Here is a 22,436-nt window from a genome sequence, read left to right as displayed (position 1 = left end):
GTTCGACGTCCCAAGAGCCCGCTGCTCTGCCGCATCCGCTCGCTGTACGCGCCCGGCTGCAGCTGATATGCTCTTGGCCATAGGACGGTAAATGGCAGCTGGCCACAGACTTTCCCGCGATGCCGGCCTTCTGATCGGATTCGATCCCGCTCGCATCTTCTCGCAACGCCTCGATATAACGCTGAACAAATTCGTCTACGGCTGCCGCGTCCCTCGCTCACATTGGGAGATGTGCCATGGCTGCATCGGACTGGCGTCTCGAAGGCGAATGGATGAAGAATTGCACCTGCGCGTTTGGCTGCCCCTGCGATTTCAATGCGCCGCCCACCAAGGGCTATTGCAAGGGAATGTTCGGCATGCGGATCGCCAAAGGACATTTCGAGGGAACCAGGCTCGACGGTCTCTGCTTCGCGATCACGGTCGATTTCCCCGGCCCGCTGCATGAAGGCAACGGGACAATCCAGCCCATCATCGACGAACGCGCCGCGCCGGAACAGCGCCAAGCGTTGTTCAATATCTTTTCAGGCAAGCATTCGGCCGAGGGTACGTTTTTTCAGATTGTCAGCCTCATCGTCACCAAGATCCACGATCCGATTTTTGCCCCCTTCGAATTTTCCTTCGACAAGGACGGCCGCGTCGCAAAACTCATCGCCACGGGCGTGCTCGAGACCGACGTCGAGCCGATCAGGAATCCGGTGACGGGTGATCCGCATCGCATCCAGGTGGTGATGCCCGAGGGATTCGAGCACAGGGCTGCCGAGGTCGCGTCCGCCAACATCCGCTCGACCGGTGCGATCCCGTTCGAGACCCAGGGCACGCACAGCTCGCTCGCCCATGTCGTGCAAACGCCCGAGGGCATTGCGGCATGATGCGGCGCTGACATCGAGACGAGGCCTCGGTGTCGGCGCCTCATCGCGATCCTGGAAAAGTCCATGCGGGGGCGCGTGATGCTGGAACGCCTACTTCACCGCGACCGGCTGATCGTCGCGATCGGGACCGCTACGGTGGCGGCGCTCGCCTGGGCCTATCTCGCCGGGGGCGCCGGCATGGACACCGAGATGATGGCCGCCATGCCGGACATGGCGCCAATGCCGTGGACGCCACTCTACGCTGCGCTGCTGTTCGTGATGTGGTGGGTGATGATGATCGCGATGATGGCGCCGAGCGCGGCACCCACCGTTCTCTTGTATGCGACCGTCAAGCGCAAGCAGGAGACTGCATCCCGGGCCGCAATCGACGCCTGGATCTTTCTCGCCGGTTATCTCGTGACATGGGCGGGGTTCAGTGTTGTCGCGGTCGTGGCGCAATCGGCGTTGGAACGCTTGGGATTGCTGTCGATGGCGATGGCCAGCACCAGCGCAATCTTGGGCGGCAGCATTCTGCTGGCCGCAGGCCTCTACCAGTTCACGCCGCTCAAACATGCCTGCCTGCGCTACTGCGACAGCCCGCTGCTGTTTCTCAGCCGGCATTGGCGGCCCGGCACGCGCGGAGCATTCCGGATGGGAGTTCGCCACGGCAGCTATTGCGTCGGCTGCTGCTGGTTTCTGATGGCATTGCTGTTCGTCGGCGGCGCGATGAATCTGGCCTGGGTCATCGGCATTGCGCTCTATGTCGCCGCTGAGAAACTGCTGCCGCTCGGCCGGCGATTGAGTTATGCGGCGGGCGCGGTCCTCATCCTGTCCGGCACGATCGTTCTGGCGCGCGCGATGTGAGAGGCCGGGACCGATGACCAATGCTATCGCCTTCCAGCCGCCTCCGTGGTCAAACTGATGTCGTCAGAAGGATTGAGCTTTGCCCCAACCAAAGCTTAAGGCTGCTTCACCTGGCTTCGCGCTATGAACAGCACCCGCGCGGCGCTTGCGGCCGCGGCGCCACCAAAGTCGTGGCGACGGGCCGTGAGGAGGCTCAGCTCCACTTCGCTCCCTTGGCAAGGTCCTTCCAACAACCGTCTGCGCGTGGCGCCTATGTCCATTCGCAATTGTGAGACTTGAGCACGAGCCGCGTTCCCGCCTCCGTGCTATTGCTGCTCCTCGCAATCCCGCGAGGCCCCCATGCTCCCTACTCCCGCCGACATCTTCACCGAGCCCGAGGACGTTTCGCCCGACGGCCTTGCCAATCTCGGTCCGCTCCGCCGTCTCGCCGGCAGTTGGCACGCGGACAAGGGCCTCGGCGTCAATCCGAAGGCGGAGGGGCCGGAGCAGCGTGCCAAGGCTGGCGGATCGGCGGCCTGAGACCGGAGAATCACATGAAGCCTTATGTCATCTGCCTGATGCACGCCAGCCTGGATGGCCGCACGCATCCCAGCCGCTGGCGTCCGAAGGGTGCGGGCACGGATTGGTTCGAGAAAATCCATGACGAGCTCGGCGGCGACGCCTGGGTGATCGGCCGCGTTACTGGCTCGGAATTCGCCAAGGGCAAGCCGTATCCGACCGGGACGAGCGAGAAATTTCCGCGCGAGAACTGGTTCGCACGACGCGATGCGAAAAGCTTTGGGGTCGTGCTCGATGCGCAGGGCAAGATCGGCTGGGGCCGCTCCGACATCGGCGGGGATCCAATTGTCGTCCTGCTAACCGAAAGCGTGCCGGATTCGCATCTCGCAGGGCTGCGCGGCGAGGGTGTGTCCTACGTCTTCGCCGGCAAGTCCGAGATCGATCTGGCGCTGACGCTGGACATTCTCAGCCGTGAGCTCGGCGTGAAGCGTCTGTTGGTGGAGGGCGGAGGTATCGCCAATGGCGCGTTCCTGCGCGCGGGTCTCATCGACGAATTCAATCTGATCCTCAGCCCCGCGGTGGATGGCGCGAGCGGCGCGCCCTTCGTGTTCGACTCGGCGGCCGCGGACAGCGACAAGCGTGCGCCCATCGTGGCGATGACGCTGGAGAGCACGCGCGAGCTCGGCGGCGGGGTCCTGCTGCTGCGCTATCTGATCCAGAACGACCCGCAGGCCGTGGCCAAGTAAGCGCCGGCATGTCGGAATCATCGGAGCACATCGTCATCGTCGGCGCCGGCGCCGCCGGCCTGATGGCAGCGCGGGAGCTGGCGCGTGCGGGCAGACGCGTGACCATCCTGGAGGCGCGCGAGCGCTGCGGCGGGCGCATCCATCCGCTGCCGGGATTGCAATTCGGCTATCCCGCCGACGGCGGAGCCGAGTTCGTCCATGGCGAGGCGCCGGTCACGCGGGCTTTGCTGCGCGAAGCCGGGCTGTTCCTTCAGGAGATCGAAGGGACGCAATGGAGCTTTGACGGCACAAGCCTCTCGCGTGAGGACCGCCACGATCCGCATGAGGCGGAGCTGCAAGCCGCGCTGCGGGACTTGAAGAATGATCTGACTGTGGCCGATTTCCTGCGCCGTCATTTTGCCGGGGAGGACTATGCGCGGCTGCGCCATTCGATCGAGCGGATGGTCGAGGGCTATGACGCGGCAGACCCCGAGCGTGCTTCGACGCTGGCGTTGCGCGAGGAATGGATGGATGGCGGTCACGCTCCGCAGGCGCGCATCAACGGTGGCTATGCCGCACTGATCGATTTTCTGGCGGCCGAGTGCCGCGCCTGCGGCGTTGCGATCCGGCTCGGTTGCGCCGCGTTGGCGATCGTGGAAGAGGGCGGCGCCGTAGCGATTCGCTGCGCCGGCGGCGATGGGCTTGTCTGCGACCGGGCGATCCTCACCGTGCCGCTGCCGCTGCTGCGCGAGATCGCGCTGCCGGCGAGCGTAAGCGCGAGGCTTGCTGCCGCCGACGACATCGGCTTCGGCAACGTCATCAAGATCCTGCTTTGCTTCGCGCGGCCATGGTGGCGCGACCGACAAGACGACCTCGTCGACATGACCTTCCTGCTGTCCGACGAAGCGATTCCGGTGTGGTGGACGCGATATCCTGACCAGCATCCCCTGCTCACCGGCTGGTTCGGCGGTCCACGGACGGCGGCGCTGTCGCATCTCGATTCGAAAGGACTGATCGAGGCCGGGCTCGATTCGCTCGCCGCCATCTTCAAGCGGTCACGCGAGGACATCGCGCGCGATCTCGTGGCGGCGGCCGCGAGCAATTGGGCGCACGATCGCTTTGCCCGCGGCGCCTATTCCTGGGCGACGCCGCGGACGCGCGAGGCGCAAGCGATACTCGCCCGCGCCGACGGCTTGGTGCTGTTGTCCGGCGAAGCGCTCTACCGCGGCCGCGATATGGGCACGGTTGAAGCGGCGCTGACGAGCGGCCTGGAGACGGCAGGGATGATCTTGCGGAGCTAAGAAAGAAGGCCCGCATCTCTGCGGGCCTTGCGGGCCCTTTTCGTCTTACCAGCGACCGCCGCCGAAGCTGAACGTTACGCCGGGACCACCGCCGTAATATCCGTACGGGCCGCCGCCATAATAGCCGTGGTGCCGCGGGTAATAGCCGTAGCTGCGGTAATGGGGGCGATAATGGCCATGGTGGTGATGACGCCAGTGATGATGGTGCCGATGGCCGTGATAATGGTGCCTGTGCTGCGCGCTGATGTCGGTCGATCGGCTGTCTTGCGCGTTCTGCTTCGCGCTCGAATTATTGGCCGCGTTCGCCGCAGATCCCCCGGCAAGCGCCGCAGCACCGATGGCCATCGCGACAAAGAGATACTTCATGTCATCACTCCGGTTGAATGTCGTGTGACAACAGATGAGCATGCAACGCGTTCCCACCAGAGCGGGCGTCGAAACGACGCAGCGTCTGACGTCCGGTTCGTGCGAATGACCCGTGTCGTCGGATTTATTGTCGCAAGGTAGGCGTTGTTGCGCCGCTGCCATCATGCCGCCGCGAACAGAGGATGCTACTTGAACGGATCCTGAATCGACGGCGCCGATTGCCGGATACGGCGCACGCTGACCGGCGTGCCGTCGGAGACGAACAAGAGCTCGTAGCGCCGGCCTTCGCTGTCGGTGGCGGAGCAGGTGACGTCGTTCACCTTCCTGGCGGCGAAATTGCCGGTCTGGCGGCAGATTCCGGTGGAGGTCTGCTCGGACGGCACCGGCAGGCCGTCGACCTTGGGACGGTCCTTGGAGTTGAGCAGCATGCGGTCGATCGGCAGCTCGTAGGAATTGTCGTCGGCGCGCTTGCCGTTCTCGCCCGAGAACGACACCACATGATTTGCGTCGGTGGGATCGTCGACCGCGACCGCGAAATTGACCCGGCCCTTGTCGCCATGGGCGTAGGCGATCGTCTTGCAGGCATAGGTGCGCCCGGCGACTTTGAGCGTCTTGCACTTGCCCGACATCAGCGCCAGCAGGTCAATGAAGGCGTTCTGCTGCTCGAGCGGATTTTTGACGGGAATGGGAGCGGAAGACTCGGCAAAGCAAGGGCTTGCCAGGGCAATGAGGGCGGCACCGAGGACCGGTCGGCGGAGGCGCATCGGAAGGCTCATATGCCAGAGAACCAGGGAAAAGCTCCGTCCGATAAGCATCGAACCGCAAATTGGCTGCGATCCCGTGTGCCTTGCCCAACCCATCTGGAATACCACCGCGTCATCCCAACGGCGATTCGCCGAAATCGCCCAGCCTGTCCCAGCCGGCACTTGCCGTCAGGCTAGTGTTTTTTTGGTGGCAGAGCTAGCCCATCGCCGCCTGCCAACGCCGATCGCGCAAGGATGGCCGGCGGTGCAGGCGGGCGTCGAGCACGGCGCGGGCGCGGGAGAGCTCGCCGCTGCGCATCAGCGCGACGAGGTAGGTGTCCTCGATCAATTCGCGCTGGGCGTGGCTGCCGCCGATGCGCACGACGTCAGCCAGCACCGGCGCGAGCGTTTTCACGCACGCCGTGTAATCCTCATCCGCAAAGGCCAGAAGCGCGCGGCAGATCGCGGGCACCACCGGGCCGGCCGGCAGCTTGCCGTCCGCGAGCCGCTGTTCGATCACCGCAAGGCGCGCGGCAAGCGCCTCGTGATTCTGCGTTGCGGCGGCGAGCAGGGCCATGTGGACGTCGGCGAACGGCAGGCTCGACTTCGGAAACAGCTCTTGCGCGGTGGCATCGGCATCGAGCCAGAGCGCCTTCGGTACGGTGTGGCCGTAGGTCGAGAGGCGCCACAACAGCGATGCGGCGTCGGTGATGACGTTGAGCGGCGGCGCCTGCGTCACCGACGGCTGGAGCACGTCGGCATAGATCGACAGCGCCCGGGCTGCATCGCCGTGCTCCAGCGCGCCGAGCGCCTGGTGCCAGCGGATGTGACCGTGCAAAATTCCGGCCCGGTCGTAACACGGGATCCAGTCGTCAACGAGACGATCGGCCGCCTCGAACGAGCCGTCCTCGAACATCGCATGCAGCACGGCATGCGCGGCATGGGCGTTCGCCCGGCGCAGTCCGAAGCCGCGCTCGGTGAGCCGCGGCCGCGGGCGACGTCGCCATCCTCCGTCATCGCCCAGCCATACATGGTGAGAAACCACCAATCTTCGCCATAGTGCTGCGCGACGCTCTCGCAGAGCTCATGCCGGGCGCGGTCGTGATCAGCCATGCCGGAGAAGGCGAACAGACCGAACGCGCCGAGCGGCAGCGACAGCACCAATGCATCGCGCGGCCATGTCTCGACGTGCTTGCGCGTCGCCGCGATCGCCTCGGGCAGCCGTCCCGCGATCGCCAACGCCAGCGTCTCGACATGGGAGCGCTCGCGTTCGGTGCCGCGTTTGGCCACGAGCTCGCGCGCGATCGCCGCCTTGCCGCGCGCGAGATCGCCCTGCTGGTAGAACGCGTGCACGCGGGCGCGGGCGATATGGGCCAGCGCGAAATCCGGGTCAGTCGCAATCGCGCGCTCCAGCGCCTCTGCCGTGCCGGTCCACCCCGAGAGCATGAGGTCGACGCCGTCGCGATAGGCGGAGGCTGCCGCATCGGATGTGGTGGAGAGCGGCAGGCCGTAGCGGTCTTCGTGAGCCATGGTCGTCTCCGCAGTTCAAGCCATCCGCGCCCGGCGTCCTTCGATCGGATAGGCGGGATCGTTGTAGCCTGGCGTCGAGGGATGGCCCGGCACGACCAGCCGGTCGATCAGTGCCTCGTCCTCTGCGGTGAAGCGATAGTCGAGCGCGCGGATGTAGTCGTTCCACTGTTCTTCCGTGCGGGGGCCGGCGATGATGGAGGTCACGAAAGCGGAGTTCAGCACCCAGGCGACCGCGAACTGGCCGGCGGTGATGCCCTTGTTCTCGGCGTGATGCTTGATCTCTTGGGCGAGCTGGAGCGATTCCGGCCGCCATTCGGTCTGCATCATGCGGGTGTCGTTGCGGCCTGCGCGCGTCTCCTTGTCGGGGGGCGCATCGGGCTTGTATTTGCCGGTGAGTACGCCGCGCGCCAAGGGACTGTAGGGCACGATGCCGAGGCCGTAATAGGCGCAGGCCGGAAAATGCTCGACCTCGGGCATGCGGTTCATCGCGTTGTAATAGGGCTGACTCACCGCGGGCCGGTCGATGCCGAGCCGGTCGCAGATGTTGCAGATCTCGGCGACGCGCCAGGCGCGGTAGTTCGACACGCCGAAATAGCGCACCTTGCCCGCGCGGATCAGGTCGCCCATCGCGCGCACCGTCTCCTCCAGCGGCGTCGCGTGGTCTTCCTTGTGCAGATAGTAGATGTCGATGTGGTCGGTGCCGAGCCGCGTCAAGCTCTCGTCCGCTGCCTGCAACACCCAGCGCCGCGACAGCCCGCCGCGATTGGGATCGTCTCCCATATCATGGTTCATGCGATTGGCGAGTTTTGTGGCGAGCACCCAGGCGTGACGATTGTGGGCAATCGCGCGTCCGACGACCTGTTCGGATGCACCCTTCGCATAAGCATCTGCGGTGTCGATGAAATTGATCCCGGCATCGAATGCCTTCGCGACGATCCGCTTGGACGCGGCTTCATCCGTCGGCCCGCCGAACATCATGGTGCCCAGACAAATCGGCGACACTTTCAGGCCGCTACGGCCAAGCTGGCGGTATTGCATGGGCTGTCCTCGATATTGGTGGAGGGCAGCATAGCCAGCAACGCCGGTCATTGCGAGTGTAGCGAAGCAAATCCAGAGATGTGTCTGCGGAGGGATTCTGGATTGCTTCGCTGCGCTCGCAATGATGGTGGGCACGCTTGTGCCTCATATTTAGTGTCATCGCCCGCGAAGGCGGGCGATCCAGTACTCCGAGACGGTTGTGATTGATTGAGGGGCCGCGGCGTGCTGGATTCCCCGCCTTCGCGGGGAATGACAGCCGTGGGTGTGGAATTTACCCCGGCCCCTTCAAGAACTTGAACACGCCATTGGCCATCACGATGCAGCGGTCATCGACCGAGACCTCGGTGCTCATGAAGATCAGGCTGCGCGTCGCCCGCACGACGCGCGGGCGGGAGATCAGGATGTCGCCGATCTGGCCGGCCTCGACGAAATGGGTGTCGAGCTGCACCGTCGCCATGAACTCCTTGCCGGAGACGTAGCGGGCGGTCATGCCGCAGGTGCGGTCGGCGAAGGTCATCATCACGCCGCCCTGGACCATGCCGCGGCGGTTGTGGTGCTTGTCTTCGGTGGCGAGCGCGAACTCGTAATGGCCGTCGACCTTGCGTTCCCACAAGGGGCCGATCAGGTGCATGAAGCCGGTGGTCTCGAGAATGGTCCAGCCCTCTGATTTCAGGCTTGCGGCGGCCTTGTTGGTCATGTCGTCGTCCATTCCTGTGCGGCCCTTGCGATCTCATTTCATCGAGGCCGGACGTGGTGTAGTCAAGCATCATGAGACCGTTCGACGATGCCACACGGCGGAATATCGCCGCCGCCTGCGCGGCCTTCGCGCGCCTGCCTGAGGAAGAAGCGCCGGCGGCATTGAAGCGTGCCGCGGTGGCAGTTGCGCTGACCGCGGCAGGCGAGGGCGATGACACTGCGTTGCTGCTCACGCTGCGCGCATCGCATCTGCGTGCCCATCGCGGCCAATGGGCCTTGCCGGGCGGACGTTGCGATCCCGGCGAGACGCCGGTCGAGGCGGCGCTGCGCGAGCTCGACGAGGAGCTTGGCCTTCGCCTCACCAGCGCCGACGTGCTCGGCACCCTCGACGATTATCCGACACGCTCCGGCTATCTGATCACGCCGGTCGTGGTCTGGGCGTCGGATAGCGCCGTGATCAGGCCGAACCCGGACGAGGTGGCGTCCGTCCATCGCGTCGCGCTCGCCACGATCGAGCGCGAGGACGCTTTCGACTTCGTCGCGATCCCCGAAAGCGCGCGACGCGTGATTCGCTTCCATCATCAGGCGAGCCTGATCCACGCGCCGACGGCCGCGCTCATCTACCAATTCCGCGAGGTGCTGGCGGGCCGGCACACCCGCGTGACTGAGCTGGAACAACCGGTGTTCGCCTGGAAATGACGATGGTAAACGACACGTTAACGTGACGGTTACCGGATGCCTGCTAAGAGGGCAGCATGCATCACCCACCGATTCGACGCGCCCTGACGCTGGTTCCATTCGCGCTCGTGCTGCTCGCACCCGCCGCGCGCGGCGGCGCCGATGCGCTTCCGCCCGCCGTCAGCAATGCCAACGCTCAGCTCCTGTCGCAGTTTTTTGCGCAAGGTGGGGCCTCGCCGGCTGTGCTCGAATATCGCCGCAAGCTCGCGGAATATCAGGCGGCGCGGGCCGCCTTCGACGCCGAAGCGGGCGCCTATTGGAGCCAGATTTCGGAGAAGCGCCGCACCCGCAACGCCAAGCGGCGCAGCGGCCAACAGATCACGCTCGACGATTACGTGCTGGAGCATCCGCCGCTCTACAGCGGGCCGAAGCGCCCGGTGAACCCGGAGCCGGAGGAAGCGCCGGAGCGCCCGCCACGAAAGCCCATTCCGGTGGTCGCTGATTTCCTGCGCGCAGCGCAGGAGCTCTACCAGTTCACGCCGCAGCGCCCGACCAACGAGGTCGAGTTCAAGCGCGCCTATGCGCGCTACGCGCTCGCCTCGGGGCTGACGCGGGAGCAGGCCGTGCGGGTCTACTCGTTCGAGACCGGCGGCACCGGCAGTTACGACGTGCAGGCGGGAATCGAGCATGGTGGCAAGCGCGCGATCTCGACCGCGATGGGCTACAACCAATTGCTCACCACCAACAGTGTCGAGCTCTTGGCCGAGCAGGGCCATGAATTCATCCGTGCGCTTTCGGAGAAGGTGGCGCGCAGCTCGGGCCCGGCGCGCCAGGCGCTCGAGCACAAGCTCGCGGTACTGAAGAAAATGGTCGCGCATGCGAAGTCGGTGCCCGACACCTGGTCCGAGCACGAGAAGATCGGCAACACCGCCCAGGGCTGGGCCATGCATGCCATGGTGCTCGACGTCGATGTCGGCCCGATGCTCCAAACCCACAAGCTCCTGACCTCGGTGCTGTTCGCGCGGGCCAAGGGCTATACCCGGCCGCTCAGCGCGGCCGAGCTCGAGATGATGAACCTCACCGGCGATGGCACCGGCCTCGACATGGTGACGATGCCGCAGGCGATGCGCGAACAGGTGCCGACCTCGAACTTCTTCCAGCGCGGCGGCTACGAGCGCAATCCGGTCGCGATCCGCCACAACACGGTGGCGAAGTTGCTGGCGGTGACGGATGATCGCATGGACTCGAACAGCAGCAAGGCCGGCGCAAAGGAGCTGGCGGGGGCGTTTTAGTGAGCGCTGTCGTAGGTAGGCAAAGCGAAGCGTACCCACTGGAATACTGGATCGTCCGCCTTCGCGGACGATGACGCCGAGTGTGTGGCGCCGCTATCGCCCACCAGGTCAAGCCCTACTGATCCGGCCCGAACTTGAACTTGCCGTCGCCTTCGAGATACGGGCCGGTGCGCATGTAGAGCTGGCCGTTGTGGCCGATGAAGAACAGCGTCCCCTTCGGCACTTTCTTGGCGCCCTTCAGCAGCTCGCCGGCATTGCTGGTGCCCATCTTATAGGAATAGGTCTTGCCCTCCTTGTCGTAGGCGTAGCCCGTGTCGGGCTTGAGCTCCCACGGCGTTGCCGCGGTCTGCGCCAGTGCGGGCGCGGCAACGGCGCCGAGCGCGACTGCAATTGCAAATGACTTGGTTGAAAATCCCGTCATTCCCATCCTCCCACCGTCGGGACATTCTGGGTTTGAACAAATCACGAACGGTATTTCCGGGTCAATTCGCGAAAGCGCCGCAGCGCATCACGTCTCGCCCAGCGGTTTGTGATTTTCCCTTCGTCCCCTCGCGACTATGTTCCGCTTTCCGTCTAGAACGCAACTCGACAAATTATGGGTGGGGATGATTCGGATGCGCCATGTGATTAAACTCTGCTGGGCTGCTGCATTGTCACTGACGGCGCTGGCACCAGCCGCCCGGGCCGATGATTACCAGCTCAGCCACAACCAGCGCATTTCGTGCAGCCGCGGCCTTGCCCCCGGCAAGCTGAACACCGCGACCTGCAAGTCCTACACCTATCTGTTCAACACCAAGACCTCGGAATATTTCCGCTGCCAGGTCTCGCTGGCGCTGACCCGCGACAACAAGGAAGTCATCAACGTCCAGACCGACGGCGGCTGCACCAGGAAGCCGCGCATCTTCGAGACCGACGGCAAATACGATTTCGACGCCACCGAGACCGAGCCGCCGAACACCAACTCGTTCTTCGGCCCCGGCGGCTATTCGGTCTGGGCCGCCGATGCCAGCGCGCAAAAGGTGCGCGGCTGCATCATCATCTCCTCCGGCCTCGGCTCCGATATCTCCAAGTGCCTGGACATGACCTTCCAGTGAGGGTGCGCTCCCTCCTGCTTGCGGGGAGTGTTGGCGAGAGCGGGCATCCGCGGTCGGGGCAATCCCCCTAGAGGAGAGAGCCTCGCGACCTCTCCGCGAGCGGGAGAGGCGAGCGCTGCGCCACCTCGCCGCACCCCGCCGGGTTCCCCAAAAAAATCGAGCCGGAACGGCCGTTTACCGCAGTCCTGTTTTGCCTTTTGGATGGGTTGACCCGTCCCCTTCATCCGGCCAATTTCGCCGCCGGTTTGGGGAGTACAACAACCATGAAACGGACGATCTTCGGCGTAGCCGCGGCTCTTGCTCTGGCGGCGTCGGCGCCTTGCGCTCAGGCGCAATCCTTCATCAATGTGCTGACCGGCGGCACCTCCGGCGTCTACTATCCGCTCGGGGTCGCGATCGGAAAGATCTACGGCGATAAGATTCCGAATGTGAAGACGCAGGTGCAGGCCACCAAGGCGTCGGTCGAGAACCTCATCCTGCTGCAGCAGGGCCGCGGCGAGCTCGCCTTCACGCTGGGTGACTCGCTCAAAGCCGCCTGGAACGGCGAGGAGGAGGCGGGCTTCAAGACCAAGCTCGACAAGCTCAGGACCATCGGCGCGATCTATCCGAACTACATCCAGATCGTTGCGACCACTGAGTCCGGCATCAAGACGCTCGCCGACCTCAAGGGCAAGAGCCTCTCGGTCGGCGCGCCCAAATCCGGCACCGAGCTCAATTCCCGCGCGATCCTCGCCGCCGCCGGCATGAGCTACAAGGATCTCGGAAAGGTCGAATATCTGCCCTTCGCCGAGTCCGTCGATCTCATGAAGAACCGCCAGCTCGCTGCGACGCTGCAATCGGCCGGCCTCGGCGTCGCCTCGCTGAAGGACCTGTCGACCTCGAGCCCGATCACGGTGGTGTCGGTGCCGAAGGAGACCGTCGACAAGATCGGCCCGCCCTTCATCTCCGCGATCATTCCGGCCAACACCTACACCGGGCAGGACAAGGACGTGCCGACGGCTGCCGTCGTGAACTACCTCGTGACCAGCTCGGCGGTGTCGGATGATCTCGCCTATCAGATGACGAAACTGGTCTACGAGTCGCTGCCCGAGCTCGCCAACGCGCATGCAGCCGGCAAGGAGATCAAGCTCGAGACGGCCGCCAGCGGCAGCCCGGTTCCGCTGCACCCCGGCGCGATCCGCTATTACAAGGAAAAGGGGCTGATCAAGTAATACAGGTGCCATGGCCGGGCTCGACCCGGCCATCCATCCACCAGGATTCATCTTTCGATGGATGCCCGGGTCAAGCCCGGGCATGACGATTTCAGGGCGCGGGGACATATCGATGTTGCAGGCAGAGGGCACCGAAGCTGCGCCCATCAAGGTCGAGTTCGACAATTTCGAGCACGGCTTTCCGGAAGGCTTTGGTCCGGGCTGGTGGGGCCATCTCGCTTACTGGATCGGAATCGCGTTTGCCACCTTCCAGCTCTATGTCGCCGCCTTCAACTATCTGCCGAGCCAGGTGGTGCGCGGCGTCCATGTCGGCTTCCTCGTGCTGCTCACCTTTGGCCTGATCGGCAATTTCACCGCCAAGAGTAATTTCGGCCGTGCGCTCGGCTGGGTGATCGGCGGCGCCGGTTTTTTCTGCGGGCTCTATCAATGGATCTTCTATGCCGACCTGATCGCCCGGGACGGCGATCCCACGCGGCTTGATCTCGTCGTTGGCACGCTGCTGGCCGTGCTGATCTTCGAGGGCACGCGGCGGCTGATGGGCGCGGCGCTGCCGCTGATGTGCGGCGCCTGTCTCGTCTACTGGTTCTTCGGCCAATATCTGCCGTCGCCGCTCAACCATCGCGGCTATGATTTCGACCAGATCGTCACGCATCTGTCGTTCGGCACGGAAGGCTTTTACGGCGTGCCGATCTACGTTTCGGCGACCTACATCTTTCTGTTCATCCTGTTCGGCTCCTTCCTGGAGCGCGCCGGCATGATCCAGCTCTTCACCGACGTCTCGCTCGGCCTGTTCGGCCGCACCCGCGGCGGACCTGCCAAGGTTGCTGTGTTCGCCTCGGGCATGATGGGCACGATCTCCGGCTCCGGGGTTGCCAACGTCGTCACGGTTGGCCAGTTCACGATCCCCTTGATGATCAGGTTCGGTTACCGCCGCGCGTTCGCGGCGGGCGTCGAGGCGACGGCCTCGATGGGCGGGCAGATCATGCCGCCAGTGATGGGCGCGGTTGCCTTCATCATGGCCGAGACGCTCGGCGTGCAATATTCGGAGATCGTGAAGGCGGCGGCAATTCCTGCGATCCTGTATTTCGCCTCAGCGTTCTGGATGGTGCATCTGGAAGCCGGCAAGCACGGGCTCGTCGGCATGAAGCGCTCGGAGATCCCGAGCGCCTGGAAGGCGCTGGTGACGCGCTGGTATCTCGTGTTGCCGCTCGCCGCGCTCGTCTACATGCTGTTCGAAGGCTTTACGCCGCTCTATGCCGGCAGCATGGGCCTTGCGCTGACCGTGGCGCTGATCCTGGGGACCAGCATCACGGCCGGCATGTCCGCGACGGTCATTCGCTACATCTTCTGGATCGGCCTCGCGCTGGTCGTCGCCGCGCTGTCGCGCGACGGCCTCCAGATCGTGCCGGTCGCTTGCGTCGTGGTCGGGCTCATCGTGATCACGGCGTTCGTGCGCGGCGGCTTTGCGGCGTTGCGCGCCTGCCGTGATGCCTTGGCCGAGAGCGCCAAATCCGCCATCACCGTCGGCATGGCCTGCGCCATCGTTGGCGTCATCATCGGCATGATGTCGCAGACCGGTGTCGGCACCATCTTCGGCGGCTGGGTGATTGGCCTCGGCGAGAAGAGCCTGTTCTTGGCGCTGATCATGACCATGCTGCTGTCGATTCTGCTCGGCACCGGCATCCCGACCATCCCGACCTACATCATCACCGCCGCGCTCGCCGCGCCGGCGCTCGCCAAGCTCGGCGTTCCCCTGATCGCGAGCCACATGTTCGCGTTCTATTACGGCATCATGGCCGACCTCTCGCCGCCGGTGGCGCTCGCCGCGCTGGCGGCGGCACCGATCGCGAAGGAGAACCCGGACAAGATCGGCTGGGAGGCGATGCGCATCGCGCTCGCCGGTTACGTCATCCCCTTCATCTTCGTCTATTCGCCTGCGCTGATGCTGCAGGCCGGCGATCCCATGGCGGCCAAGCTCGGCTTCTACGGCGCGGTGGCACTCGCGAGCTTCAAGGCGCTGGTGGCGATTGCGCTGTTCGGCATGGTCGCGATCGGCTTCCTGTTCACGCGGCTGACGCTGGTCGAGCGGCTGGTCGCGCTCGGCGCCGCGTTCTGCCTGCTCGGCGAATTCCCGTTCAGCGACACGGCCGGCTTCGTGCTCTCCGCGGCGCTGGTGCTGTGGCAATGGCACCGGCGTCCGCCGGCGGCGGTCGAGGCAGTGTGAGCCTCTGCTTGGCAACGGCAGGCGGCGTCAAGGCGCTGGCGCTGTCCGCCTTCACGTTGGCCTGGACGCATTCGATCGCGAAGGTCGAGTGGCAGGAAGACTGGCGGGCCACGCCCGCCGGCCTCGAATTGGTGCAGGCCCGCGTCAAGGGCACTGGCCCCGGTATGGAGCCGCCGCCCGCGGCGCGGCTGGTCGACGGCTGGTTTCAGTGGCAGCCGAACCGCGCGCCGATGCCGGAGGTGGTGCTGGGCAATTCGGGCACGGCGGGGGAGTGGCGGCTGTGCCATGCTGGAAAGTGCCGGACATTGTCAGAGATTGTCGGCCATCCGATCGGTGCTAACGTCACCAAAATGAGCATCTGCGAACAACAATAGAAATAAGGGAGATCACGATGGATCGGCTCAACGGCAAGGTTGCCATGGTGGTGGGCGCCGGCTCGATTGGACCCGGCTGGGGCAACGGCAAGGCGACCGCGGTGACCTTTGCGCGCGAGGGCGCGCAGGTGTTTTGCGTCGATCGCAACGGTGCGGCGGCCGAGGAGACCGCGAAGATCATCAATGGCGAAGGCGGCAAGGCGACGGCATTCACGGCCGACGTCTCGCGGCCTGCCGAGATCGAGGCGATGGTGGCGGCGTGCCTGAAGGCCCATGGCCGCATCGACGTGCTCGACAACAATGTCGGCATCGCCGAGATGGGCAGCGTGGTCGAGGTGACCGAGGAGAGCTGGGATCGTGTCTTCAGCGTCAACCTCAAGAGCGCCTATTTCGCTATGAAGCACGTCATTCCCGTGATGGTGAAGCAGGGTGGCGGCTCGATCATCAACATCTCCTCGATCGCTTCGATCCGCCACATGGGCATCTCCTACGTCACCTACGGCGCCTCGAAGGCGGCGATGAACCAGATGACGCGCACCACCGCGATCGAGTTCGCGCGCCATCATGTGCGGGTCAATGCAATCCTGCCCGGCCTGATGAAGACGCCGATGGTCGAGCACTCTGCCGGGCTTGCCGCGAGCTATGCCAAGGGCGACGTCGAGGCGATGTGGCGCGCGCGCGATGCGCAGGTGCCGATGGGCCACATGGGCGATGCCTTCGACGTCGCCAACGCCGCGCTGTTCCTGGCGTCGGACGAGTCGAAATACGTGACGGGGATCGAGCTCGTGGTTGATGGCGGGATCACCTGCAAGGCGGGGGCCTAGGCGCCGCCGTCGTGCCGGATCTGCGCTTCGCTCATCCGGGACGACAGCGGAGGTGAGAGCTACCTACTGTGCCAGCGCCAGAATCCCGCCCGCAAACGCGTGCCAAGCCGCCGTCTCGCTGACCGGCCAGTTCAGCACCTTCACCGCCAGCAGTGCGAGCGTGCCGTAGATGTAGACGAGATGCACGCGGCCCATGGTGCGCCAGTCGCGCACCATGGCGACGAGGAGCAGGAGCGAGGCGACGGCGGCCGGCGCGATGGTGACGGGCACCGGCGGCGGCCCCGGCGGTCCTGGAGGCGCGAGGAAGGTGAGGAACCAGCGCGCGATCGCGGCATCCAGAATTGACACCGCCGCGAGCAGCATCAGGCGCTTGTGGACCTCGGGTCTCCGCGCGTTCACGATCGCGAGCACGAATACCATCGCGAAAAACGCGATCCCGCTCATCGGGACGATCGAGAACGCGATGCCGGCCTCCTTCTGCCCGAGCGTGGCGGAATGCTGCATCACATGCACGGAGGCCAGGAAGCCGAAGATCGTCATCGCGGTCGCGAGCGAGACTCCGGCGATGCCGAGTGCGCGGTGATTGGCCACGCGGCCCGAGGCTGCGAGCCAGGTCTGAAGCACGAAATAGAGTGACCAGGTGAAGAACAAGAGACCGTGAAAATGAATCACGGGACTTGCGGAGAATGTCCGGTTGGCAAGCGGCACCCAATAGGTCGGTGCAAAGCCCAGAAACGCGGTAGCCGCGCAAGCGAGCGACATATGGGGATAGAAATATCGTGCTGGCGACGCATCACGCGCGCGGACACGACGGTCGTCGATCAGGGTCGTCATCTGGAATGAGTCTGGCAAGGCGGGGTTTGGTTCAATCCCGCTGTCGTCCCGCACAAGTGTAAGCGCAGATCCGGGACGATGAGACTATCCCCCCGCGCTCAATTCGGCGCGATCGAGCTCTTCCTCAAGCTTGTGGAACGCGTCGTCGCCGATCACCTCGGTCGCGCGCAGGTCGAAGATCGATTTGCGCGCGGCTTCGATGGCGCGGCGGCGCAGGGGATCGGCGGGCAGCTCGCCATTGGCGATGCCGCCGTTCGGATCGTTTTCCGCCTGCATCAGGATCGCGCGATATTCGAGCCGCAGGATTTCCGCTTCCTCCGACGGATCGCTCTCGATGGCGTCGAGCGCGGCGCGATAGGCGACCGCGCGTCCGCGCGCGACCTCGATGCCGACGGGATCGTCGTCCCTGAGGGCGAACGTCAGGATCAGCGGCCGCAGCGTCAGGCCCTGGATCACCAGCGAACCCAGCACCACCGCAAAGGCGATGAAGACGATGAAATCCCGATGTGGAAAGTGTTCCGGCAGGGCAAAAGCGGTGGCGAGCGTGACGAGGCCGCGCATGCCGCACCAGGAGATGATGAGGCCGCCCTTGGCAGAGGCGACCTGCTTCGGATCCTTCGGGCGATAGATCCGCTGCGCGATCAGCGCGCGGAGCGTCGTCCGGTAGAACGTCACCCAGAGCAGCCGGACCAGCACCACCGTGAGCAGGATCCAGGCGGCGGCGACGCAATATTCCCAGCGCACGTCGGCATCGAGCCGCGTCCAGATCGGTCGCATCTGCATGCCGATCAGCATGAAGGCGAGCACGTTGAGCACGAACACCATCGTCTCCCACACCGCATAGGAGGGCACCCGTAGCCGCGCCGGCATGCGCAGCCCCGCCCTGCGTGCCATCGTCATGGCATAGACGACGATGGTGAGAATGCCGGAAAGCCCGAGATGCTCGGCGGCGATCCAGACCAGGAAGGTGGTGGCGAACTGCAAGATGATCGCGCTCGGTGCCTCTTTCACCCGTTCGATGAACAGCGGAACAATGCGGCCCGCGAGCAGGCCGGCGATGACGCTGCCAACCAGCGCCAGCGCCATGGTCGGTGCGACCTGGCTCCACGTCAGGTGCTCGGTAGCAACCGCGCCGACCGCGATGCGATAGATCAAGAGCGCAGTCGCGTCGTTGAGCAGGCTCTCGCCCTCCAGGACCTTCACCATCCGGTGGGGCAGCTTCACTTGGCTGAGGATCGCGACCGCAGCCGCGGCGTCCGGCGGCGCCACGATGGCGCCGAGCGCGACCGCGGCAGCCCAGGGCATATCGGGCATCAGCCGGTGCGCGACATAGGCCACGGCGGCCGTGGTCAAGCCGACCGCGGCGACGACCAGGGTCGAGACCGGAACCCAATTGTTGCGCAGATCGCGCAGCGAGGTGTCGAACGCGGCATCGAGCAGGACCGGTGCGACAAAAAGCGCCAAAGCCAGGTCCGGCTCCAGCGTCCAGGACGGGCTCGACGGCACGAAAGCGATCAGCGCGCCACCAATGGCGAGGAAGGTCGGGTAGGGGACCTTGATCCGCCGCGCCAGCGCCGATAAGCCGACGGCGCCGAGCAGAAGCACGATGATCCATTCGAATGTCGACACGATGATTCCCGAAACCGATTTGAGCGGCGCCACAAGCTAGCACCAATCCGGCCGTAATGATGGATAGTGGGGCGACCGGCAAGATTGAAGGCAAGACGTTCCGACCGTGACGAACATGCGTTCCTTTCTCATTCGACTGTCAGGCGCGGGGTTGCTCTGCGCGCTCTCGGTCGCCGCGGCCCATGCCGCGACGGGCGGCGAGCCGGTCGCGGTGGCGCAGGTCGATGTCGCGCCATGCCTTGCGGCGACCGCGGCCGACGATATGGACAAGGCCCTCACGGCCTGCGCGGCAGTGATCGACGATGAGAAGACCGCGAAGGAAGACCTGATCAAGGCACTGGTCGCGCGGGGCGCGCTTTATGCGCGGCACGAGCAGATCGACCGTGCGATCGCGGACGACAGCCGGGCTCTGCAGCTCGATCCCGGTCTCGCCGACATCTTCAACGCGCGCGGTGAGCTCTGGCTGAAGAAGGGGGACAGGCCCAAGGCAGTGCAGGATTTCGGCGCGGCATTGAAGATTGATCCCAACCACGAGAAGGCCAAGGCCAATCACAAGGCAATGGCGCGCGAGCTCGAGCGGATCGGGGCGCAGATGGCGGTCGCCGGCAAGCCCAGCTTCAATTGCGCCCGTGCGCGACGCGCCGTGGAAAGGGCGATCTGCGGCAATCGCGAGCTCGCCGATCTCGACCGGGAGATCTTTGCCGCCAATGAGCGCGTGGTCCGGGAGACGCGCAATGCGGGTGAAGCCAAGACGCTCCAGCGCGCGCAGGATGAATTCGTCGCGCGTCGCAATGCCGGATTCGGCCGGCCAGGGTACGACCTGAAGAAGGCGATGCAGGAGCGCCTGCAGCGGCTGAACGGTGTGGACGGATATTGACGGGACCTCCGCCTCTCTCCGCAAGCGGGGCGAGGGAGTGCGGGCAGCTCTCCGCACGCCCGATTTGAACCCATCCTTTGCCACCAGACCGCAAATCCGGCGTCGGATCGCTCCGCGGCCCTCGTCGCGCGCGCCGAAGCGAATGTGCGCACCTCCGCGAGGTCGAGAAGGTGATCTGTGCCGATCCGCAACTCGGCGTGCTGGACCGCCAGATCGCCGAGACCTACGAGCGTGTGCTGCGGGCTGCGACAGCGCGTCTGGCGGCCGACCTGCGCAAAACCCAGCGCGATTTCCTCACGACGCGCAACGCGAGCTTCGGCCGCCCCGGCTATGATCTGAAGAAGGTCCCGAAGGACCGCCTGCAGTGGCTCAATGCGATGGCAAGCTGAGAAGCACTGAAGAACCGAAGTCGCACGGCGGGCTCGGTTAGCTCTCCCGCTTGCGGAAGAGATCGATGTCTCCCCGGCGGTGCGAAGCATCTTCCAGAGCGCGGCGGGTGAGGGCTTTATCGCCTTGCAGACTTCCTCCATAGGCCTCCCGACGCGGAGGCACCCCAGCCTCCTCGCAGGCGGAAGAGGGAGTGCCGATGCGCGCAAGCTCTACGCCTCTCCTCCAAAAGGCCCATCCTTTTCGGCTTGAACCGCGGCCCGTTCCCGGGAAAATACGCGTCAAGCAAGGCCGGCACTTGATCCTGGTCCTGGCGGGACGCTTCTCCTGCCGTCAGGTCAAGACGAGGCGACCAAAGGGAACGGGAGCGCGGGAATGAACATCCAGGGCAAGAGTCTCTATCACGAGGTCCATGCGCGCTCGCTGGCCGATCCGGAAGGATTCTGGGCCGAGGCGGCCAAGGAGATCGACTGGATCGAGCCGCCGAAAACGATCTTCGATGCGACGCAAGGAACCTACGGCCGCTGGTTCACCGGCGGCGTGGTCAACACCTGCTACAATGCGCTCGACCGCCATGTCGAACGCGGCCGCGCCGACCAGGTCGCGCTGATCCATGATTCGCCGCTGACGGCCAGCATCACCAAATTCACCTACGCCGAGCTCTTGAGCGAGGTGCAGGCACTCGCCGCAATCATGCAGGATTTTGGTGTCGCCAAGGGCGATCGCGTCATCCTCTATATGCCGATGGTGCCGGAGGCGGTCGTCGCGATGCTCGCCTGCGCGCGCATCGGCGCGGTGCATTCCGTGGTGTTCGGCGGCTTTGCTGCCAAGGAGCTCGCCACCCGCATCGACGATGCGCAGCCAAAGCTCATTCTCTCCGCGAGCTGCGGTGTCGAGCCTGGCCGTATCGTGCAGTACAAGCCGCTGCTCGACGAGGCGATCAAGCTCGCGAGCGCGAAGCCGAAGGCCTGCATCGTGCTGCAACGTCCGCAGCACACCTGCGACCTCACTCCGGGACGCGACTATGATTGGGCGAGCCTGCGGCGCAAGGCGCTGAACGACGGCAAGAAGGCGCCCTGCATGCCGGTTGCCGCGACCGATCCGCTCTACATCCTCTACACCTCGGGCACAACGGGCATTCCCAAGGGTGTGGTGCGCGACAATGGCGGCCATCTCGTCGCGGTGAAATGGTCGATGTTCAACCTCTATGGCGTCAAGCCGGGCGAGGTCTGGTGGTGCGGCTCGGACATCGGCTGGGTGGTCGGTCACAGCTACATCGTCTACGGCCCGCTGCTGCACGGCGCGACCTCGATCATGTATGAGGGCAAGCCGGTCGGCACGCCCGATGCCGGCGCGTTCTGGCGCGTCATCAGCGAGCACAAGGCGGTCGCCTTCTTCACGGCGCCGACCGCTTTCCGCGCCATCCGCAAGGAGGATCCCGAAGGCAAATTCATCCGGCAATATGATCTCTCGAAATTCCGCACGCTGTTCCTCGCCGGCGAGCGCGCCGATCCGCCGACGGTGGAATGGGCGGAGCAGCAGTTGAAGGTGCCGGTGATCGATCATTGGTGGCAGACCGAGACCGGCTGGTGCATCGCCGGCAACCCGGTCGGCCTCGGCATGCTGCCGGTGAAGCACGGCTCGCCGACGGTGCCGATGCCGGGGTATCAGGTCGAGATCGTCGACGAATCCGCAAAGCCGGTCGGCCCCAACACCATGGGCTCGATCGTCATCAAGCTGCCGATGCCGCCGGGCTGCTTGCCGACGCTGTGGAATCAGGACGCGCGCTTCAAGGAAGCGTATCTCAGCGAATTCCCCGGCTATTACAAAACCTCGGACGCCGGCTACAAGGACGAGGACGGCTATGTTTTCGTCATGGGCCGTACCGACGACATCATCAACGTCGCCGGCCATCGCCTCTCCACCGGTGGCATGGAGGAGATCCTGGCGTCGCATCCGGACGTGGCCGAATGCGCCGTGCTCGGCATCAAGGATGCGATCAAGGGCGAGGTGCCCTGCGGCTTCCTGGTGCTGAAAGCGGGCGTGACGCGTGCGCCCGCCGAGATCGAGAAGGAGATCGTCGCGCTGGTGCGCGACAAGCTCGGCCCGGTCGCCGCCTTCAAGCTTGCGATCACCGTCGGCCGCCTGCCCAAGACGCGCTCCGGAAAGATCCTGCGCGGCACCATTAAGAAGATCGCCGACGGCGAAGCCTGGACCATGCCGGCGACGATCGAGGATCCGAAGGTGCTCGACGAGATCGGCGCGGCGCTGAAGGGACGGGTGTGAATTGTGCGCTCCGGTCGTCATGCGCGGGCTTGACCCGGGCATCCATCAATGAGCAGGCAATTGCCTTGATTTCGATGGATTGCCGGGTCAAGCCCGGCAATGACGAATGAGACAGGA

Annotated in this window: 20 protein-coding genes and 3 pseudogenes; 15 read left to right on the top strand and 8 right to left on the bottom strand. The window is 65.0% G+C overall.

Annotated elements, in window-relative coordinates; all coding sequences use genetic code 11:
• Nucleotides 1–236 precede the first annotated feature (236 nt).
• The 5 genes and pseudogenes from IVA98_RS35055 to IVA98_RS35035 all read left to right on the top strand — a co-directional run bounded on the left by IVA98_RS35055 (nt 237) and on the right by IVA98_RS35035 (nt 4,236).
• Entirely contained in the window at nt 237–869 is a 633-nt protein-coding gene (locus tag IVA98_RS35055; protein ID WP_247294455.1) for a DUF1326 domain-containing protein, read from the top strand.
• A gap of 63 nt (nt 870–932) precedes the next feature.
• Nucleotides 933–1,712, top strand: coding sequence for a DUF2182 domain-containing protein (locus IVA98_RS35050; protein ID WP_247294459.1), 780 nt, complete (start codon nt 933–935; stop codon nt 1,710–1,712).
• Between the two features lie 339 nt (nt 1,713–2,051).
• Nucleotides 2,052–2,204 (top strand): annotated as a pseudogene (locus IVA98_RS35045) (FABP family protein); the annotation flags it as partial.
• Between the two features lie 41 nt (nt 2,205–2,245).
• Nucleotides 2,246–2,956 carry a RibD family protein gene (locus IVA98_RS35040; RefSeq protein ID WP_247356703.1) on the top strand — a complete coding sequence of 237 codons (711 nt, stop codon included), beginning with the start codon at nt 2,246–2,248 and terminating at the stop codon, nt 2,954–2,956.
• 8 nt (nt 2,957–2,964) lie between these two features.
• Complete coding sequence (locus IVA98_RS35035) at nt 2,965–4,236, top strand: flavin monoamine oxidase family protein (protein ID WP_247334949.1); 1,272 nt, start codon at nt 2,965–2,967, stop codon at nt 4,234–4,236.
• A 45-nt stretch (nt 4,237–4,281) separates the two neighbouring features.
• Here the strand turns inward: IVA98_RS35035 and IVA98_RS35030 are convergent, their stop codons facing one another.
• From IVA98_RS35030 to IVA98_RS35010, 5 genes and pseudogenes are all read right to left on the bottom strand, one after another.
• A complete protein-coding gene (locus tag IVA98_RS35030; protein ID WP_247294466.1) occupies nt 4,282–4,602 on the bottom strand; it encodes a hypothetical protein in 321 nt (106 codons plus the stop codon).
• A gap of 185 nt (nt 4,603–4,787) precedes the next feature.
• Nucleotides 4,788–5,366, bottom strand: coding sequence for a hypothetical protein (locus IVA98_RS35025; RefSeq protein WP_247281454.1), 579 nt, complete (start codon nt 5,364–5,366; stop codon nt 4,788–4,790).
• Nucleotides 5,367–5,562: 196 nt separating this feature from the next.
• Nucleotides 5,563–6,875, bottom strand: a pseudogene (locus IVA98_RS35020) (tetratricopeptide repeat protein).
• Between the two features lie 15 nt (nt 6,876–6,890).
• On the bottom strand, nt 6,891–7,913 hold the full coding sequence (locus IVA98_RS35015) for an aldo/keto reductase (protein ID WP_247356701.1): 1,023 nt from the start codon (nt 7,911–7,913) through the stop codon (nt 6,891–6,893).
• 271 nt (nt 7,914–8,184) lie between these two features.
• On the bottom strand, nt 8,185–8,610 hold the full coding sequence (locus IVA98_RS35010) for a PaaI family thioesterase (protein WP_247294471.1): 426 nt from the start codon (nt 8,608–8,610) through the stop codon (nt 8,185–8,187).
• A gap of 71 nt (nt 8,611–8,681) precedes the next feature.
• Between IVA98_RS35010 and IVA98_RS35005 the strand changes: the two genes are divergently transcribed.
• Together IVA98_RS35005 and IVA98_RS35000 are read left to right on the top strand one after the other, a co-directional pair.
• On the top strand, nt 8,682–9,308 hold the full coding sequence (locus IVA98_RS35005) for an NUDIX hydrolase (RefSeq protein ID WP_247294473.1): 627 nt from the start codon (nt 8,682–8,684) through the stop codon (nt 9,306–9,308).
• A 56-nt stretch (nt 9,309–9,364) separates the two neighbouring features.
• Nucleotides 9,365–10,579 carry a hypothetical protein gene (locus IVA98_RS35000; RefSeq protein ID WP_247294476.1) on the top strand — a complete coding sequence of 405 codons (1,215 nt, stop codon included), beginning with the start codon at nt 9,365–9,367 and terminating at the stop codon, nt 10,577–10,579.
• Between the two features lie 115 nt (nt 10,580–10,694).
• Here the strand turns inward: IVA98_RS35000 and IVA98_RS34995 are convergent, their stop codons facing one another.
• A complete protein-coding gene (locus IVA98_RS34995) occupies nt 10,695–11,000 on the bottom strand; it encodes a hypothetical protein (protein ID WP_247281448.1) in 306 nt (101 codons plus the stop codon).
• Between the two features lie 193 nt (nt 11,001–11,193).
• On the opposite strand from IVA98_RS34995, the gene IVA98_RS34990 reads away from it, so the two are divergent.
• The 5 genes from IVA98_RS34990 to IVA98_RS34970 all read left to right on the top strand — a co-directional run bounded on the left by IVA98_RS34990 (nt 11,194) and on the right by IVA98_RS34970 (nt 16,306).
• Nucleotides 11,194–11,673, top strand: a complete 480-nt coding sequence (locus tag IVA98_RS34990; protein WP_247281447.1) for a hypothetical protein — start codon at nt 11,194–11,196, stop codon at nt 11,671–11,673.
• A gap of 263 nt (nt 11,674–11,936) precedes the next feature.
• On the top strand, nt 11,937–12,884 hold the full coding sequence (locus tag IVA98_RS34985) for a TAXI family TRAP transporter solute-binding subunit (protein WP_247294478.1): 948 nt from the start codon (nt 11,937–11,939) through the stop codon (nt 12,882–12,884).
• 112 nt (nt 12,885–12,996) lie between these two features.
• On the top strand, nt 12,997–15,108 hold the full coding sequence (locus IVA98_RS34980; protein WP_247294480.1) for a TRAP transporter permease: 2,112 nt from the start codon (nt 12,997–12,999) through the stop codon (nt 15,106–15,108).
• Nucleotides 15,069–15,482 carry a DUF1850 domain-containing protein gene (locus IVA98_RS34975; protein ID WP_247294481.1) on the top strand — a complete coding sequence of 138 codons (414 nt, stop codon included), beginning with the start codon at nt 15,069–15,071 and terminating at the stop codon, nt 15,480–15,482. Before IVA98_RS34980 ends, IVA98_RS34975 begins: the two co-directional genes overlap by 40 nt.
• Nucleotides 15,483–15,499: 17 nt before the next feature.
• Nucleotides 15,500–16,306: an SDR family NAD(P)-dependent oxidoreductase gene (locus IVA98_RS34970; protein ID WP_247294482.1), complete on the top strand. Its 807-nt coding sequence runs from the start codon at nt 15,500–15,502 to the stop codon at nt 16,304–16,306.
• 63 nt (nt 16,307–16,369) lie between these two features.
• Here IVA98_RS34970 and IVA98_RS34965 read toward each other — a convergent pair whose 3' ends face one another.
• Both IVA98_RS34965 and IVA98_RS34960 read right to left on the bottom strand, forming a co-directional pair.
• Nucleotides 16,370–17,140, bottom strand: a complete 771-nt coding sequence (locus IVA98_RS34965) for a hypothetical protein (protein ID WP_247294483.1) — start codon at nt 17,138–17,140, stop codon at nt 16,370–16,372.
• An 84-nt stretch (nt 17,141–17,224) separates the two neighbouring features.
• Nucleotides 17,225–18,802, bottom strand: a complete 1,578-nt coding sequence (locus tag IVA98_RS34960) for a cation:proton antiporter (RefSeq protein WP_247334955.1) — start codon at nt 18,800–18,802, stop codon at nt 17,225–17,227.
• An 82-nt stretch (nt 18,803–18,884) separates the two neighbouring features.
• Between IVA98_RS34960 and IVA98_RS34955 the strand changes: the two genes are divergently transcribed.
• The 3 genes and pseudogenes from IVA98_RS34955 to IVA98_RS34945 all read left to right on the top strand — a co-directional run bounded on the left by IVA98_RS34955 (nt 18,885) and on the right by IVA98_RS34945 (nt 22,319).
• Nucleotides 18,885–19,646: a tetratricopeptide repeat protein gene (locus tag IVA98_RS34955; protein ID WP_247334956.1), complete on the top strand. Its 762-nt coding sequence runs from the start codon at nt 18,885–18,887 to the stop codon at nt 19,644–19,646.
• A 155-nt stretch (nt 19,647–19,801) separates the two neighbouring features.
• Nucleotides 19,802–20,035: pseudogene (locus IVA98_RS34950) on the top strand (lysozyme inhibitor LprI family protein); the annotation flags it as partial.
• A 373-nt stretch (nt 20,036–20,408) separates the two neighbouring features.
• The gene (locus IVA98_RS34945; protein ID WP_247334958.1) at nt 20,409–22,319 is read left to right on the top strand and encodes a propionyl-CoA synthetase; all 1,911 of its coding nucleotides are present in this window, start codon (nt 20,409–20,411) and stop codon (nt 22,317–22,319) included.
• The last annotated feature ends 117 nt before the right edge of the window (nt 22,320–22,436 follow it).

The sequence above is a fragment of the Bradyrhizobium sp. 160 genome (assembly GCF_023073735.1).
Taxonomy (GTDB): Bacteria; Pseudomonadota; Alphaproteobacteria; order Rhizobiales; family Xanthobacteraceae; genus Bradyrhizobium.
The sequence above is the reverse complement of the archived record's forward strand: the minus strand, read 5'-3'. Positions and strand labels throughout refer to the sequence as shown.